12 protein-coding genes are annotated in these 15,935 nt (G+C 61.7%); 4 read left to right on the forward strand and 8 right to left on the reverse strand.

Going from position 1 to position 15,935, the window contains the following annotated elements:
- Window positions 1–10: 10 nt before the first annotated feature.
- Window positions 11–2,560 carry a DNA mismatch repair protein MutS gene (gene mutS / locus CMV30_RS18845; protein ID WP_096057469.1) on the forward strand — a complete coding sequence of 850 codons (2,550 nt, stop codon included), beginning with the start codon at window positions 11–13 and terminating at the stop codon, window positions 2,558–2,560.
- Between the two features lie 159 nt (window positions 2,561–2,719).
- Here the strand turns inward: mutS and CMV30_RS18850 are convergent, their stop codons facing one another.
- From CMV30_RS18850 to CMV30_RS18885, 8 genes are all read right to left on the reverse strand, one after another.
- Window positions 2,720–5,038 carry an FG-GAP repeat domain-containing protein gene (locus CMV30_RS18850; protein ID WP_096057470.1) on the reverse strand — a complete coding sequence of 773 codons (2,319 nt, stop codon included), beginning with the start codon at window positions 5,036–5,038 and terminating at the stop codon, window positions 2,720–2,722.
- Window positions 5,035–6,780 (reverse strand): DUF3352 domain-containing protein, encoded by a 1,746-nt coding sequence (locus tag CMV30_RS18855; RefSeq protein WP_138223389.1) that lies wholly within the window; start codon window positions 6,778–6,780, stop codon window positions 5,035–5,037. Before CMV30_RS18855 ends, CMV30_RS18850 begins: the two co-directional genes overlap by 4 nt.
- A 121-nt stretch (window positions 6,781–6,901) precedes the next feature.
- Entirely contained in the window at window positions 6,902–7,891 is a 990-nt protein-coding gene (locus tag CMV30_RS18860) for a S1C family serine protease (protein WP_217494429.1), read from the reverse strand.
- 188 nt (window positions 7,892–8,079) lie between these two features.
- Window positions 8,080–8,895 carry a pseudouridine synthase gene (locus CMV30_RS18865; protein ID WP_096057472.1) on the reverse strand — a complete coding sequence of 272 codons (816 nt, stop codon included), beginning with the start codon at window positions 8,893–8,895 and terminating at the stop codon, window positions 8,080–8,082.
- Window positions 8,892–10,028, reverse strand: coding sequence for a hypothetical protein (locus CMV30_RS18870; RefSeq protein WP_096057473.1), 1,137 nt, complete (start codon window positions 10,026–10,028; stop codon window positions 8,892–8,894). Before CMV30_RS18870 ends, CMV30_RS18865 begins: the two co-directional genes overlap by 4 nt.
- 22 nt (window positions 10,029–10,050) lie before the next feature.
- The gene (locus CMV30_RS18875; RefSeq protein ID WP_096057474.1) at window positions 10,051–10,623 is read right to left on the reverse strand and encodes a Maf family protein; all 573 of its coding nucleotides are present in this window, start codon (window positions 10,621–10,623) and stop codon (window positions 10,051–10,053) included.
- Window positions 10,620–10,877, reverse strand: coding sequence for a DUF2164 domain-containing protein (locus CMV30_RS18880; protein WP_096057475.1), 258 nt, complete (start codon window positions 10,875–10,877; stop codon window positions 10,620–10,622). The genes CMV30_RS18875 and CMV30_RS18880 overlap by 4 nt, the downstream gene beginning before the upstream one ends.
- Window positions 10,878–10,923: 46 nt before the next feature.
- Window positions 10,924–12,234: a TolC family protein gene (locus tag CMV30_RS18885; RefSeq protein WP_096057476.1), complete on the reverse strand. Its 1,311-nt coding sequence runs from the start codon at window positions 12,232–12,234 to the stop codon at window positions 10,924–10,926.
- A gap of 130 nt (window positions 12,235–12,364) precedes the next feature.
- Here CMV30_RS18885 and CMV30_RS18890 point away from each other — a divergent pair, with 130 nt between their 5' ends.
- The 3 genes from CMV30_RS18890 to hemL all read left to right on the forward strand — a co-directional run bounded on the left by CMV30_RS18890 (window position 12,365) and on the right by hemL (window position 15,917).
- Window positions 12,365–14,125, forward strand: coding sequence for an NAD+ synthase (locus CMV30_RS18890; RefSeq protein ID WP_096057869.1), 1,761 nt, complete (start codon window positions 12,365–12,367; stop codon window positions 14,123–14,125).
- A gap of 36 nt (window positions 14,126–14,161) precedes the next feature.
- The gene (locus CMV30_RS18895) at window positions 14,162–14,554 is read left to right on the forward strand and encodes a GxxExxY protein (RefSeq protein WP_096057477.1); all 393 of its coding nucleotides are present in this window, start codon (window positions 14,162–14,164) and stop codon (window positions 14,552–14,554) included.
- Between the two features lie 61 nt (window positions 14,555–14,615).
- Window positions 14,616–15,917, forward strand: coding sequence for a glutamate-1-semialdehyde 2,1-aminomutase (gene hemL / locus CMV30_RS18900; RefSeq protein WP_096057478.1), 1,302 nt, complete (start codon window positions 14,616–14,618; stop codon window positions 15,915–15,917).
- Window positions 15,918–15,935: the final 18 nt, after the last annotated feature.

A 15,935-nucleotide genomic window follows, 5' to 3' on the forward strand; every position in this document is an offset into this window, starting at 1 on the left:
ATAAAAGCCTATGACTCCGATGATGCAACAATATCACGAGGTGAAACGCGGTCTCCCGCGCGACACTTTGCTGCTCTTCCGGCTCGGCGATTTCTACGAGATGTTCTTCGAGGACGCCGAGATCGCCTCGCGCCTCCTCGGGCTCACCCTTACCAAGCGCGGCGAAACCCCCATGGCCGGCCTGCCCTACCACGCGGCCGATAACTACGTCGGCAAGCTCCTCGCCGCCGGGAAAAAGGTCGCCATCTGCGATCAGGCCGAGCCCGCCAAGGCCGGCAAACTCGTCAAGCGCCAGCTCACTCGTATCCTGAGTCCGGGCACGACCCTCGCCGCCAACCAGCTCGACGCCGCCCGCAATCACTACCTCTGCGCCCTCGCCCACGATAAAGCCGGCCTCCACGCCGCCTGGCTCGATCTCTCCACCGGCGAATTCAAAATCGCCACCGATCCGCGCCCCGAAAATCTCCTCCCCGTCCTCACCGCCCTCGATCCCGCCGAACTGACCGTCGCCGAAGGCGCGCTCGAAGCCTGGAAAACCGCCCCGCACGAGCAGACCGCTCTCCACGCGCTTCACCACTTCGCCGCCGCCCGACTCGTCACCGACCTTCCCGCCTATCAATTCGAAACCGCCGGTGGCGCCCGCTCCGTCATGAACACGCTCGGCGTGCTCAATCTCGAAGGCTTCGGCCTCGCGCCGACGCACCCCGCGCTAGGCCCCGCCGGTGCGCTCGTTTACTACGCCACCGAAAATCTCTGCGCCAAACCCGAGAACCTCCGCGGCCTACAAGAATACCGCAGCGCCCGCACACTCCTCCTAGATCCTGCCACACTCAGGAATCTCGAAATCTTCGCTTCCTCTCGTGGCACCCGCGAGGCCTCACTGCTCGCCGCCATCAACCGCAGCGCCACGTCCGCCGGCGCGCGCCTCCTAGAGCGCTGGCTCGCCGCCCCCACACTCGACCTCGTCGAGATTCACCGCCGCCAGTCCATCGTCGGCGAACTCATCCAGCAATCCACGCGCCTCGTCGATCTCCGCGGCCTCCTCGCCAATGTCCGTGACATCCCACGCATCCTCGGCCGCCTCCAAAACCGTCTGCGCAATCCACGCGAACTCGGCGGCATCAAAGACACACTCAACCAACTCCCCCACATCCGCGCCGTCCTCGCCAGTTTTTCGTCCGGCTCTCAACTCTCAACCCTCAGCTCTCAACTCCAGGAGTTCACCTCCCTCCGCGAACTCCTGCCTCGCGCTCTCGCCGAAGAGCTTCCCGCAGACCTCGCCGACGGCGGCTATATCCGCGCCGGTTACGATACCGAACTCGATCGCCTCCGCTCGCTCACAACCGACAACAAAACCTGGCTCTCCGAACTCGAACGCGCCGAACAGGAGCGCACCTCCATCCGCAGCCTCAAGGTCAGGTTCACGAATAATTTTGGCTATTACATCGAGATCACCAAAGCCAACCTCCACCTCGTCCCCGCCGACTACATACGCCGCCAGACCACGGTGAACGGAGAGCGCTACGTCACCGAATCGCTCAAGCAGAAGGAAAAGGAAATCTTCCACGCCGAGGAAAACGCCCTCGCCCGCGAACTGGAGCTTTTCAACCAGCTCATCGCTGCCGTCCTCGACGAGTCCGTCGCCCTCGCCCAGACCGCTGACACCCTCGCCGAACTCGACGTCCTCGCCGGCTGGGCCGTCCTCGCCCGCGAATGGGATTATTCCCGCCCCGTGCTCGACGATGGCGACACGCTCGAAATCGTCGAGGGCCGCCATCCCGTTGTTGAGCAGATGCTCAAATCACCTTCGGCCATCACAGCTAACGGCACGTCCCAAGCCTTCGTCCCCAACGACACCGTCCTCGCCGCCGACGACGCCCAACTTGCCCTCATCACCGGCCCGAACATGGCGGGTAAATCGACCTACATCCGCCAGGTCGCACTCATCACGCTCATGGCGCAGATCGGCTGCTGGACTCCCGCCAAATCCTGCCGCGTCGGCCTCGTCGATCGCATCTTCTCCCGCGTCGGCGCGAGCGACGACCTCGCCCGGGGCAACTCGACCTTCATGGTCGAGATGAACGAAACCGCCAACATCCTCAACAACGCCACTGACCGCTCGCTCATCATCCTCGACGAGATCGGCCGCGGCACCTCGACCTACGACGGCCTCAGTATCGCCTGGGCAGTCGTCGAGCATCTCCACCGCGGCGAAACCAAAGGCCCGCGCACGCTCTTCGCCACGCACTATCAGGAACTCACCCAGCTCGAAAAACACCTCACGCGCCTCCGGAATTTCTCCGTCGCCGTGAAGGAGTGGAACGACGACATCGTCTTCGTCCGCCGCGTCATTCCCGGCGCCGCCGACCGCAGCTACGGCATTCAGGTCGCCCGTCTCGCCGGCCTCCCGCTCAGCGTTATCGACCGTGCGAAAACCATCCTCGCGAAACTCGAAACCGACGACACCTCCGTCGAACTTCCTTCCGCGCCAAAAGCTCGGCCGAAGAAAAAAATCTCTGTCAAACCCGACGCCGAAGACTCCCAGCTCAGCCTGCTCTGACGTCGCGCGTTGTCTGACGTAGCTCAGACTCCTGCTTGGAATGGACGGACGACCTCCGTGTCGTCCATCTAACGTGCCACGCCCCGTCCCCGGACCGGCACTTAGCAATTGCCGCCTCCCGTTGCTCAACCCCAACGCCAAGGACTCATCCCTCCACGCTCACTCCTGTGGATAAATCAGCACGCGGTCGTGAACCAAAAGGATCAGATCCTTTTTCCCGTCACCCGTGACATCCGCGATCAGCGTTTCGCGCGGCTCCATCGGCGAGCCTTTGCGTCCTTGGTAATGTTGATCCACCTCGAAGATTTTGAAGTGCATTAGGCTTTCCCAGCGGTCGTCTTTTCCGCGGCCCAGGATCTCCAGAAGGTTTTTGCCCGGATCCACACACACGATCTCCGGCTTTCCATCGCCGTTGAAATCCCCGGCGATCACATCGCTGTAGCTGATCTCCGGCAGGTCGGTCGCGTGCGTCGATTGTGTCGTCGCCGCATAGTCGGCCTGACCGAGCGGCAGCCACCAAAACCGGTCTTTGCCAAAAACAAACGCCTCCGTCCCGCCGCCCGGCACCGCCCGCGTCTCCGCCGTGATCACGTCGATTTTCCCTGTCGGCGTGGAGTCAGCGATTTCGTAGAGTCCTTGGTCATTCGCTCGGAGGATTTGAAACTGCTCGCCCTTGCGATCGTAGAGCACCACCACCGGCCGCTTCGCGCCCGCCTGCGGCAGGATCAACGTGCAGGCTACTTCCGCGTTCGAGTCGCGCGCGTTGAACTGATCGATCACTGCCAGCTCACCTTGCTCGTTGATCCGCATCGCCCGCGCGAAGCTGCTCACACTCGCCACGATCTCGTTTTTCCCGTCGCCATCCAGATCGCCGAGCGTGAGCGCCGACGACTCCAGATTATCGACGAGCCCTTTGCGGAAACCGGGCTTCGTAGAAAGGTCCGTGAACTCCAGCGCATCGCCTTGCACGAGCAGACGCATCGCATCGAGCGGCGTGAACACCGCCAGATCGAGCCGCCCGTCCTGATTCGCATCTACCAACCTTACCGCACGCGGATCAGTCTTCAGTCCCGTCAGTTCAACTGATTTCAACATTTCTGCGCCCGCGTCCTTACGCGCCCAGACTTCCGCGTAGCGTTTGTTTTTCTCCTCACGGATCACTGCGAGCAACACGCGCCCGTCAGCTGCGATTTCGCCAGCCGCCAGGCCCAGCGGTTTCCCCGTGATCGGCAGTGGTTGCGGATAAGCGAGCCGGCCGTTGGCAAACTTCGCCACGCCCACCGACTGCTCCTTCGGACTTCCGACAAATAACTCGTCCTGCCCGTCGCCATCCCAGTCGGCGGCCGCCAGGCTGCGCACATCGGCCGACACCGGATAACGCTGCGCGCCGGTGAAGCCGCCGTCCGGCTGCCGCAAATATAGATAGACCTGCGCTCCATCCGGATCGCCCACCGCGACGTCGATGCGCTTGTCGCCATTAAAATCTCCCAGCGCATAACACGCCGGATTTTTCCCACCCGAGCGCGGGCTGAACACGCGAGGCCTCAGCACCAGACCGCTGTCAGTGGACGGCGCCTGAGCGAGATCGAACACTTCCAGCTGCCCCGTCGCATCCTGCGCGAAGGCAAACGTCGCCGGAGTTTTCCCCTTCGCCGCCGCGAGTACTTGCAGCGTGCAACGGCTGGGCTTCATCGCGTATGCAAGTTCGGGCCCAAACTCCCGCGCCGCCGTTTGCAGCCGCACGCGCAGTCCGTCGCGGGTGTTGTTTCTTAGATAAACGAAATCCAACCGACCGTCGCCATTCACGTCGGTCACTTCGAGCCCGTAGCAATTATCATCCGGCAACGCGTAACGCTCCGGCACGGCGAGCTGGCCATTTTTCTCCTGCTCGAAAACTGCGATCTCCTTCTGCCCGAGAATGACCAGATCCATCCGCTTATCACCATTCACATCGGCCAGCCGCAATGAGCCAACGAACTGGATCGGCTCGGGCGCTTCGGAGATTTTTTTCTCCAGCCACGTCCCGTCCTTTTGCTGATAGCGGATCGTGAGCGCCTGCGGTTCACCCGTGTACGCGAGGTCGGCGAGTCCGTCGCCGTTGAGATCTCCGACAACAAAATCGAAAACCGTCACGCCAGTCGTCACAGAGGTTTTCCGAAAACGCGCGTCTTCGAGCACCGGCTCCCAGCGGTTCACTCCGAGCGAGCGCGGAGCCGCTTCGATCGGTGCGCCCGGTTTGAGCTGATAGAGAATCTCGATGGCGCTGCGGTCGTTGTTCGCCACCGCGAGATCGGCCAGGCCGTCGCCATTAAGGTCGGCGATCTGGAGCGCCCGCGTGTTCCACTCAAGCTTCACCACCTCCGGCCCGCGAAACGCGACCACCGGCGCAGCCGCAGCTGGCGTCTGCGCGGCAGTCAGTATCTGCACGGCACTGACAAGGATCGTGGCGGTCCGGAGGATGAAGCGGGAGCGGTTCACTTTTTGTGTTCGAGGGTGGTCTTGAAGAAGTAGCCCTGGCTGTCGCGCGTGAGATAGCCGACCGTGTCACCCCAATACTTCGAGAGCGTGCTCACATCGGGAGCGGCGCTGGCATCGACCGGCGACTGGCCTTGCGAGGCTGGATTGGCGGCGAGCTGCACGAAGGACTGAAACACCGTCCCGATCAGCGCGCTCGTGTCTTGGTAAGTGAAGCTGCTCGCGTCGCCCGGAATCGAGGCGAGGGCCTTTTTGACCTCGCTGCGTTCCCAGAATGACGGCCCCGACTGGAGCGCGGACTCGATCGCTCCGGCGGTGCCGATGCTCAGCATGAGATAGTTTTTCGCGATCGCGTAGCTGAAGCTCTTCGCGGGCTGGCCTTCAGGTGATGGCACCGCGATGGTATTGATCGTCGAGCCGAGGAACTCGCGCTTCACGATCATCTGTTCAGCCTGCGGTCCGCCCATCTTCAAGAGAGCATCGAGCGCGGTGGTGAACGCTTTTGGGTTATCCAGCGAGAGGCCGACGAATTGATCGAGCTCATCCATCGACGCGGTCTTGGAGGCACCGGCGCGAGGCGCGTAACCGCTGATCATATCGGGGCCGAAGCTGCCGAAGAAATCGCGTTTGATGTCGATCCCGAGCTGCTCATTGAAGTTCTTCACGTACATCTGTCCCATGCCGAGCACGCCGGGATTGTACGCACCGAGCATCTCTTCAAGTCCGCTGTAGAAATTCTTCAGGCTGAACTTGCCGCTGGAAACCGCCATCCACTTGGCCGGCACGAACGCGGGCCGCGCAACCGGCCCATGTCCATAGGAGAACATCTTCAACAGGCCACGCTCTTCAGAGAATGTGAAGCCACCCGTCGCCACCGTCTGCGCATCGGTGAAGTGGATATTGAAATACATCTGGTTCCACGCATCGAGGCCCAGCGCCGGGATGATCGCCACCGGATTGAGGAACGGATTGGACTGCTCGCTCTGCGCCGCCTTCTTCGCGATCTCCTGCTGCGCCTTAGCGACGATTGGCTTGAAGTTCACGAACATGCTTAAGTGCGACTGGCCGCCCTTGTTGCGGGCGCTCAGGAAGGAATCAGATTTTCCAAAGGCATTCTCCGCTCCGCCCTTTTTGAAAGCATCGATCGCTGACAGGATGGTGTCTTTGTGAAATCCAAAAATCCAAACGCCATCGGTGAGCGTCCAGTAAGCTTTGCTTGGGCCTTTCGCCCCCTCTTTGGACGTTTCGATGTGCAGAGTGACACCCGCGAAGTCCTCGGTTTCATGCGTGTTGTCCGGGTTTTTCTTACGATCGTCTTCGAGAAGTTTTTCGACTTTCGATGCGTTCGCGCCCAGGTCCACCGCGATGACCAACGGGATGTTGTCGTCCGCATCCTCCGCCTCGAAATCAATATCCGCAGTGGTCAATGCGATGAGCGCATCGCCCGTCGCGAACTCGATCAACTCGCTGAACGTGTGACCAGTCTCTGCCTTCACCTTGGCGTCGAACTCCTCGAACTTCATCTGCGCATGCAGCGGCGCGAAAAATTTGCGGACCTGCTCGTCGTTCCACGTCTTCGCCCACGGGCTGTCGCCGCAGGCTTTGATCATGGACGGCACGTCATCAAACGAGATGACGAGTGGAGCCTGGTCGCCGACCAGATTGATAAGCGGCGTGGCCGCTGAGATCATCGCTGCGGAGCCCGCGAGCAACGCAGTGGAAACGAACTTTTTCAGGAGTTTCATGGGGAAATGGAGGAGAGGTTGGTGAGGGAAAAAATTGGCGTGCCGGGATTCGGCGGAGCGGGCGGCGGCTTGGAGCCGTCTCGCCGCGCAGAGCAAATCCACGCGGCACGAAAGGACGGCCTCACTTCGCCGGCGTCGCGACCGGCACCTTCACGGGACGAGGCGGCTCCAGATAGCGGAAGCCTGCGTTGGGATTGCGCGCATCGAAGGCGTAGGCATCGCGGTTGCGCAAAAAGTTTTTCAACACGCCCGCCGGAATCGCGAAGTTCAGCCCCTCGATGCCGGCCATCATCGCCTTCATGTTGTTCACGCCAATCACTTCGCCGCGCAGATCGAAGAGCGGACCGCCGGAGTTGCCCGGATTGATCTGCGTCGTCGTCTGGATGTAGAGCTGCCCGCCCATCGGACGGTTGCGCGAGCTGATGATCCCTTGCGAAACCGTGCGATCCAGTCCGAGCGGACTGCCGATGGCAAAAACCGTCTGCCCCTCGGTGAGTCCGTTGGATTCGCCGAGCGACACGAATGGCAGCGCCGCGCCCTCCGGCAAGTCGTCGATTTTCAAGAGCGCCAGATCGAGACGCGAATCCAGCGCCACGATGCGTACTTTGTTGTACACGGCTTTTTCGAGCTCAGCGGTGCCACGGCGAAACTGCGTCACCGTGATCGCATACTCGCCCGCCACAACGTGCTCATTGGTGATAATGTAGCCCGCGGGATTGATGATGAAGCCCGAGCCAAGCCCGACCGGCGTGCGCACCTGCACCACCGCCTCGGCCACCCGATCAACGTTTTCTTTAACCGTGAGCGCGGGACGCCCGGTCGAGGTGCGATAGAGATCCGTCGATTCCTCCGCCGCGCCGCTGGCCGGAAGATTCTCGGCCGTGATGCGCTCAATCTCGTCGCGCGGGATCGAGATCACCGTGAACCCGAGATCCACCACCACGCGGTCGGCTCGCTCCGTGAGAATGTCCCCTTGAATCGAGGCGCCGCTTTTCAGCTTCAACGTGCTCAACGCAAACACCGGCGCCGCCAACAGACCGAGACTCGCCGTGAGGCAAAAAAAGAAACGCACTGAACGCGGGACAGAGTGGGAGAAGAGTGATCGGGTCATGCGTGAGCGGATGCGCGAAGCCTCCGGAATCGTTTTAAGTCCAACACCGTAGGCAAGCCCCCGGTTGCGCGTAAAGCCCGCTGTGCGGAAGAAATCCGTGAACTTCCGATGTAGGGCCTCAGCTCGCCTTCGGCCGTTTCGCTTCAATTACCAACTGTAGCAGTGGCCTTCAACTGCCTGAGTTCGACTCACCCATGCAGCGCAAACTCCGGCGGCAGCGGCGCCTTCGCCGCAAACGTGTGCTCCTTCCCGCCAAACGTGTACGTGAAACTCGTCTCCAGCGAATGCAGGAACAGACGCTTCTCGCCGTTCGCCTTGGCGAAAGCGCGATTCGCGGCGAAATCGCCATAAGTCAGATCGCCCACGATGGGCAGATGCCGCTGGGCGCACTGGACACGCAGTTGATGACTCCGCCCCGTCTTCGGCTCCAGCTGTATCAACGCCACGGGCACGCTGCCACGCTTCTGTCCGAGCACACGCATGTGCGACTCCGACGGGATGCCGCTCTTCGCCGCCGTGCGGATCTGCGCGCCGCGCTTCTGCACCGCGAGCCGATCCTTCCAGATCTGCTTCGACTCCGACGGCAGCCCGAAGACCAGCGCGTTATAGATCTTCTTCACGTGCTTCTTTTGAAACATGGACCGGATCTCGTCTGCCAGCTCCTGACTGCTCGCCGCGAGGATCACACCCGACGTCGCCGAATCCAGCCGGTTCAAAAGCCAGAGCCGCCGCAACACCGTGGTTGCTGGCTTTTTCTTGAGCGGCGCGTCTCCGGAGGCAGTCCCCGCTGCAGATTTTTCCACCGACTCCGTCCACTCAAAATACTCCCCTTCCTCCACGTAGGGAACCGTGAGCAAGGCACGTGGCTGTTCACTGATACGATTAGGATGAGACAGCACGCCCGCCGGTTTTGAAAACGCAGCGAGCCCGTTGGCATCCACCGCGAGCAAGCTCACATCATTTCCTAGCGGGAGCGTGCTCCAGAATAGTTTTGAAGCACTCATTGGATATAAAAAGTAAAGGTCAGCTCCTGCGATTGGCCAAGCATCGCGATCATGTCATCAGTCCATTTTCCGTACGGCGCGCGCGTCGTGATGCCCGCGATGCAGATCTGCTCGTACTGCTTTCCGCCCGAACCTTCGACACTGACGATCTCGTCCACACTTCCATCGGTGATGAGTCGAAATTTAACGGTCACTTGCGAACCCGACGGAGGATAAGCTCCGCTGTCGCGCAACAACCGCTCCCACTGGACCTGCACTGTCTCGATGAGCTGCTGGAGATACTGCCCGTAATTGCTCCAGCGCGCATCGAATGACACCGCACCGATATTCTGCGTCCCGAATTTGTTATCCGCCAGGATCGCCGGCCGCGCACGCGTGTTGATCTTGGGCCGCGGCATCGGTTGCTGCGGATTGATGCGAGGAACTGCCATCTGCGGCGCTCCAACGATCAGCGGCGCATCCTTCACACCCTCCACTTTCTTCGGCACGTCTGTAGGCGTTTCCACGCTCGGCTTCGCGATGTTGAATCCATAGCCGCTCACGCTCTCGCCCGTGATTTTCTCGGTGCCCGCCAGTGGATTCTGCTCACGCTGCGCCTGAGCTTCCTGAATCGCCTGCATGATTTCAGGCGAAGGCGGTGGTAACGGCGGCGGTTGCGCCTCAGGCGGAGTAAGATCGCCAGACACGATCGCGCTGCTCTCAAAATCCTTTTTTCCCTCGGTCGCCGGCGTGTCGCTCTTGCCGTCAGGAGTGGGCTTTTCTTGCGCGACCTGTTGATTGTGCGCGCCAACATTCACCGTCTTGTCCGGCACGTTTTCCGGTGCGTCCGGATTGGTTTCCACGAAGCGATCCGGCGGCGGCGGTTCTTTTTGCGGCATCACGAACTCCTCCGGCGCCAGCTCGATGCTGAACTCCGGTTTCTTCGCTTCCGCGAACGTCGTGCTCGGATCGACGCCCGCGTTAAAATGTTTCGCCGCCACCAGAAAAAGAAACAACAGCCCGCACCACACAATCAACGACAGCACCAGCCCGATCTGCACCGAGCGCCCGCGATCCCCCGCTCCGAACAGAGTTCGTGCAGTTTGAAAATGCTGAGGCTGCTCCTGCAGGGAGCGTTCTAAAAGCTGGGTCATGGATGCGCGCGAAGGGTGCTAATCACTTAACCAGACCGCACCGAGCCAAAATTTGTTTCAACGCTTCCATCGGCAGGCCCATGATATTTGAGAACGACCCCTGCCACCCCGCGACGATGAGTTCCCGCCCGTCCTGAATGCCATACGCGCCCGCCTTATCCAGCGGATTCACGATCTTGAAATACGCGTCGATCACCGCGTCGTCGAACGCCTTGAACGTCACCTCACTCGTCACGCCTTCGTCGATCCGCAGCCCATCCGCCACCCGCCGCAACGCCACACCCGTGAAAACCGTGTGCGTGCGCCCCGAGAGCTTTTTCAACATCACCCGCGCTTCGGCCAGATCCGCCGGCTTGTTCAGAACGCGCTGGTCGATAAACACCGTCGTGTCCGCACCAAGCACATACGCGTCGGGATGCCGCGTTGCCACCCAGTCCGCTTTGAGCGCTGCATTATGCGTCACCATCACGCGCGGATCAGTCTCCGGATCTTCGTGCTCGGTCACATCCGCCACCATCACGTCAAACGTCAGCCCGAGTTCGGCGAGCAGTTGTTTTCTTCGCGGCGAGGCGGAAGCCAGAATCAATTTCGTCATGTGCGTTTCTTCACCCAGTAAGTGAGTCCATCTTCGAAGCAAGTCGCCGTCAGATCCTCGACCTTCCCGCGAAAAAACGCCTCTGCGTCCTTCACGCCTTTGTTGTACGCGAAAGGCCCGATCTCCTTGAGAAAATAGCTCAGCACCATTTTCGCCCTCATCTCGCTGATCTCCTGATCGAGCTCCTCTCGGAAATATTTCTGAAGCGAAGGCACAATGCTCGCAGTCTCCTCTTTGGTCAGTTCGATGGCCATAAAATCGTCCGTCCGCTCCCGTGAATCACCGAGAGCGAGTAGCTGGTTACTTCGCGTTCTCGGCCAGGATCGCCCGCACATCGCCCTTAGCCCGCGCCAGCTCCACCCGGCTGAGGTTGTACTGATAAACCGCTTCCAGCCGGCTATCGCTCGCGATCGCCAGCGCATTCTGCGCTTCGATGACTTCACGGTTGTCCACCGCGCCGCCCTCGAACCGGATCTGCGCCAGCCGCAGCTGCTCTTGCGCGAGCCGCAAGCTGCGCTCCGCCACCGCGACCTGCGTGTTGCGCGACTTCGCATCCTGCGCCGCCAGCCTCAACTCCGCCGGGATCTGCAACTCCAGCGCACGCACCCGCAGCTCCTGCTGCCGCAGCTGCGCCAGAGCCACTCGCTTGTCCGCACTCGTCCTGAGCCCGTCGAAAACCGGCACCGACACCGCCACGCCCGCGAGCCAGGCCTCCTTCTCGTTCCCGTCAAACGCCCGCGATGTCACGTATCCATATTCACCCACCGCGCTCAACACGCCGAACCGCTGATAACCCGCCGCGCGCACCTGGTCCTTGTTTTGTTCGATCGCTTTCGTCGCGCGCAGATAGTCCGAACGCTGCTCCAGCGCCGCCTTCTCGCTCTCGCCCGCCAGCGTTGGCTGATCCACGCGCTTCACCTCAAAGCCCGCCAGCGCCAGCGGTGCCGACAACTGCCAGTCGAGCAGCCGCTTCAACTGCAACTCGCTCTGGTAAACCGTCGTGTCCTGCTGCAATCGCGCCTGCTCCGTGATCGCCAGCTGGGCTTCCGCGCGCGTCACGTCGATCTGCGTAACCACACCCGCATCCAGCTGCCGCTTCACCAGATCGAGCAGCTCGCGCGCCCGCCGGATGTTGGCATCGAGCACGTCGATACGCTGCACATTGCGCATGTGGCCGAAATAACTCTGCGCCACCGCCGAGAATACCGTCTGCAACGTTTGCTGCTGGTCAAAGGCCGCCACCGCCGCGCTTTTTCGCGCCGCCCGATACGCCGCGATCTGAGCCGGATTAAGCAACGCCACACTGCCCGTGAGCTTCCCGTCGAAGCGGTTGACCGGCGACTGCTCAAATGGCCCGGCTCCGGTTACTTGCACCGACTTCGTCCGTCGTTGCTGCGCATCCAGAGAGATGTCCGGCAGCAGCGCCGCCCGCTGCTGATCCGCCGCCGCCAGCGCCTGGGCCACCGCTTCGCGGCTGATCAAAACATTCGGATTCGCCTTCTCGATCCCGTCGAACGCCTCGGCCAGCGAAAGCGCCGCCCGCGCGGGAATACTGCTGATGGCCAGCACGGAGACCAAAGAGGAAAGAGCGGCGCGAGAAAAAGCGTTCATGAAATTCACCCAGCAAAATCCACTCCATCGCTGCTTCCGCAAGGCGCGAATCGCCGGACGCTCCGCGCGTCTTGCCTCGGCGCACGCGGGCGGTTGCGCTTTCACGCCTCAGCCTCGAATCTATTTCTCCATGCGTATCGGCCTAGCCCAGCTCAATCCCACCGTCGGCGACCTCGCCGGCAACCGCCGCAGAATCCTCGACGCCTACCGCTCGCTCGTTGCCCAAGGCGCCGAACTCGTCGTCTTCCCCGAGCTCATCGTCTGCGGCTACCCGCCCCGCGACCTGCTCTTCAAACGCCGGTTCGTCCCCGATAACGAAGAGTCCCTCACCGAGATCGCCGCCGCCATCGGCGAAGTCCCCGCCATCATCGGCTTCGTCGAAACCAACCCCGCGCCCACCGGCCGCCGCTTCTTCAACGCCGCCGCCTTCTGCCACCGCGGCGAGATCCAGGTCATCGGCCGCAAATGCCTCCTGCCCACCTACGACGTTTTCGACGAAGACCGCTACTTCGAAGCCGCCAGTGAGCCGCGCATCGTCACCTTCGACGGCAAACGCATCGGCCTCACCATCTGCGAAGATCTCTGGAAAAACCCGAAAATCGACACCGCCCGCCTCTACGAAATCAACCCCATCGCCTGGCTCGCCGCCGAACGCGTCGATCTCGTCGTCAACCTCTCCGCCAGTCCCTGGTACGCCGGCAAAGGCGCCGTCCGCGACCAGCTCGTCACCGACACCGCGAAACAACTCCGCTGCCCCCTCGTCTACGTGAACGCCATCGGCGGCAACGACGAGCTCGTCTTCGACGGCCGCTCCCTCGTCGCCAACGAGAACGGCGAAATCACCGCCCGCCTCGCCGCCTTCACCGAAGACCTCCGCACGGTCGAAATCCCGCTCTCATCGTCTCCCACCCCGCCCGCCTCCGAACCCTCGAGCGTTAAAAGTTCAGCGTTGAGCGTTGAGCGTTCCACCAATTCGCCCGCATCCACGCCTGCGCCCACTGGTCACTGGTCATTGGTCACTGGTCATTCGCCGCCTCCAGCGGCGTCCAATCATTCAGCCGACATTTATGCGGCGCTCGTCCTCGGCCTCCGCGATTACGCCCACAAGAGCGGCTTCAAACGCGCATTGATCGCCCTCTCCGGCGGCATCGACTCCGCCCTCGTCGCCGTCCTCGCCGTCGAAGCCCTTGGCGCGGAGAACGTCATCGGCGTTTCCCTGCCCTCCTCGATCTCCTCGCAACACTCCAAAGACGACGCCCGCATCCTCGCCGAAAACCTAGGCATCCGTTTCGAGACCATCGCCATCGCCGACGCCGTCGCCACCGCCGAAGCCGCGCTCGGCCCCATTTTCGCCGGACGCGCCCGCGACGTCACCGAGGAAAACATCCAGGCCCGCATCCGCGGCGTCATCATGATGGCGCTCTCCAATAAATTCGGCGCGCTCCTCCTCACTACGGGAAACAAGAGCGAGGTCGCCGTCGGCTACTGCACGCTCTACGGAGACATGTGCGGCGGCCTCGCCGTGATCTCCGACGTATTCAAAACTCAAGTCTACGCCCTCTGCCGCTGGATCAACTGCGAGCGCGAGATCATCCCTGAGAACACGATCACCAAACCCCCCAGCGCCGAACTCCGCCCCGGCCAGGTCGATCAAGACAGCCTCCCTCCTTACGACATCCTCGACGCCATTCTCGAAGGCTACGTCGAAAAAGGCCTCAGCCGCCGCGACCTAGTCCGCGAAGGTTTCAACGAAACCGTCATCAACGACATCGTCCGCAAAGTGGACCTTAACGAGTATAAGCGAAAGCAAATGGCCCCCGGCATTAAGATCACCCCCCTCGCCTTCGGCGTCGGCCGCCGCATCCCCATCGTCCAAAAATACGTGAGCTGATTTACCCCGTAGAGTTTCAACCACTTATTTCCACTGATGGACACTGATCCGATCCACTCCGCCGATCACGACCCCGATGGCTACGCGCTCATAGGCGCTTGCTACGAAGTCCACAAAGAACTCGGCAACGGATACCTCGAAGACGTTTACCAAGAAAGCCTCGAGCTTGAACTGACAGATCGCTCCATCCCATTCGTCGCTCAACCCAAGCTGCCGATCTTCTACAAAGGCCTCCCCCTCCGTAAACACTACGAGGCCGACCTCCTTGTTCTCGACAATATCATCGTCGAATTGAAAGCCGTGAAAGCACTCCTGCTAGAGCATGAGGCGCAACTGCTCCACTATCTAAAAGCCACCAGCCGCCGCGTCGGCTACCTGGTTAACTTCGGCGCATTCCCCAAACTCGATTGGCGCCGCCGCATCCGCTAATCCGGTTTTCATAAGTGTTCTTCAGTGCCCATCAGTGGTTAAAAAAATTCCGCCTTCGCTCATGTCCGCCTCCACTCCCTCCCTCGTCCCCAACTCCACCGCCCTCTTCGCCCGCGCGCAGCAGCTCATGCCCGGCGGCGTCAACTCCCCCGTCCGAGCCTTCCGCTCCGTCGGTGGCGCTCCGTTCTTCGTGAAGGCCGCCCGCGGCGCCACGCTCCTAACGGCCGACGACCGCGTGCTCATCGACTTCGTCTGCACCTGGGGCCCCGCCATCCACGGGCACAATCACCCCGTCATCAAAAAAGCCATCGCCGCCGCCCTCGAAAGCGGCACGTCCTTCGGCACGCCCAATCCCTACGAAGTCGAGATGGCCGAGCTTATCGTCCGCTTCGTTCCCTCGATTAAAAAAGTCCGCCTCTGCAACAGCGGCACCGAAGCCACCATGTCCGCCATCCGCCTCGCCCGCGGGTTCACCAAGCGCGACAAGATCATCAAATTCTCCGGCTGCTACCACGGCCACTCGGACTCGCTGCTCATTAAAGCCGGCTCCGGCGCACTCACGCACGGCCATCCCGACAGCGCCGGCATCCCCGCCAGTTTCGCGCAGGAAACCATCGTCCTTCCCTACAACGACCGCGCCGCCCTCGACGCCGCCTTCGCCGCCAACCCAGAAAAAATCGCCTGCGTTATCATCGAACCCTACTGCGGCAACGTCGGCTTCATCATGCCCGACCCGGGCTACCTCGCCTACCTCCGCGAGATCACCGCCAAACACGGCACCGTCCTCATCTTCGACGAAGTCATGACCGGCTTCCGCATCGCCAAAGGCGGCGTTCAGGAACGCGAAAACATCACCCCCGATCTCACCTGCCTCGGAAAAATCATCGGCGGCGGTCTCCCCGTCGGCGCTTTCGGCGGACGCGCCGACATCATGGATCACCTCGCCCCGCTCGGCCCCGTTTATCAAGCCGGCACCCTCAGCGGAAACCCCCTCGCCATGGCCGCCGGCATCGCCGGCCTCAAACTCCTCGAAGAACAAAATCCCTACGTCCGCCTCGACGCCCTCGGCCAGCGCCTCCGCGACGCCGTCCTCGCCGCAGCCCGCAACAAAGGTCTCCCCGTGCATGTCCCCCAATGCGGCTCCATGTTCAGCATCTTCTTCACCGACACCCCCGTCCGCGACTACGCCACCGCCCTCAAAAGCGACGCGAAGATTTTCGCCAAATTCTTCCACCTCTGCCTCGAAAAAGGCGTTTACTTGGCTCCCAGTGCTTACGAAGCCGGTTTCCTCAGCACCGCGCACGACGGCCCCGCGATCGACCGGGCCTGCGATGTGCTCACCGAAAGCCTCCACTCGCTGTAATTTTGCCCACGGCGAGCC

The organism is Nibricoccus aquaticus, from assembly GCF_002310495.1.
Lineage (GTDB): Bacteria > Verrucomicrobiota > Verrucomicrobiia > Opitutales > Opitutaceae > Nibricoccus > Nibricoccus aquaticus.

What these genes read in the sequence shown, in the direction of transcription:
- mutS (WP_096057469.1), top strand. Translation starts at nt 11, where the DNA reads ATGACTCCGATGATGCAACAATATCACGAGGTGAAACGCGGTCTCCCG.
- CMV30_RS18855 (WP_138223389.1), bottom strand. Translation starts at nt 6,780, where the DNA reads ATGAAACTCCTGAAAAAGTTCGTTTCCACTGCGTTGCTCGCGGGCTCC.
- CMV30_RS18860 (WP_217494429.1), bottom strand. Translation starts at nt 7,891, where the DNA reads ATGACCCGATCACTCTTCTCCCACTCTGTCCCGCGTTCAGTGCGTTTC.
- CMV30_RS18865 (WP_096057472.1), bottom strand. Translation starts at nt 8,895, where the DNA reads ATGAGTGCTTCAAAACTATTCTGGAGCACGCTCCCGCTAGGAAATGAT.
- CMV30_RS18870 (WP_096057473.1), bottom strand. Translation starts at nt 10,028, where the DNA reads ATGACCCAGCTTTTAGAACGCTCCCTGCAGGAGCAGCCTCAGCATTTT.
- CMV30_RS18875 (WP_096057474.1), bottom strand. Translation starts at nt 10,623, where the DNA reads ATGACGAAATTGATTCTGGCTTCCGCCTCGCCGCGAAGAAAACAACTG.
- CMV30_RS18880 (WP_096057475.1), bottom strand. Translation starts at nt 10,877, where the DNA reads ATGGCCATCGAACTGACCAAAGAGGAGACTGCGAGCATTGTGCCTTCG.
- CMV30_RS18885 (WP_096057476.1), bottom strand. Translation starts at nt 12,234, where the DNA reads ATGAACGCTTTTTCTCGCGCCGCTCTTTCCTCTTTGGTCTCCGTGCTG.
- CMV30_RS18890 (WP_096057869.1), top strand. Translation starts at nt 12,365, where the DNA reads ATGCGTATCGGCCTAGCCCAGCTCAATCCCACCGTCGGCGACCTCGCC.
- CMV30_RS18895 (WP_096057477.1), top strand. Translation starts at nt 14,162, where the DNA reads ATGGACACTGATCCGATCCACTCCGCCGATCACGACCCCGATGGCTAC.
- hemL (WP_096057478.1), top strand. Translation starts at nt 14,616, where the DNA reads ATGTCCGCCTCCACTCCCTCCCTCGTCCCCAACTCCACCGCCCTCTTC.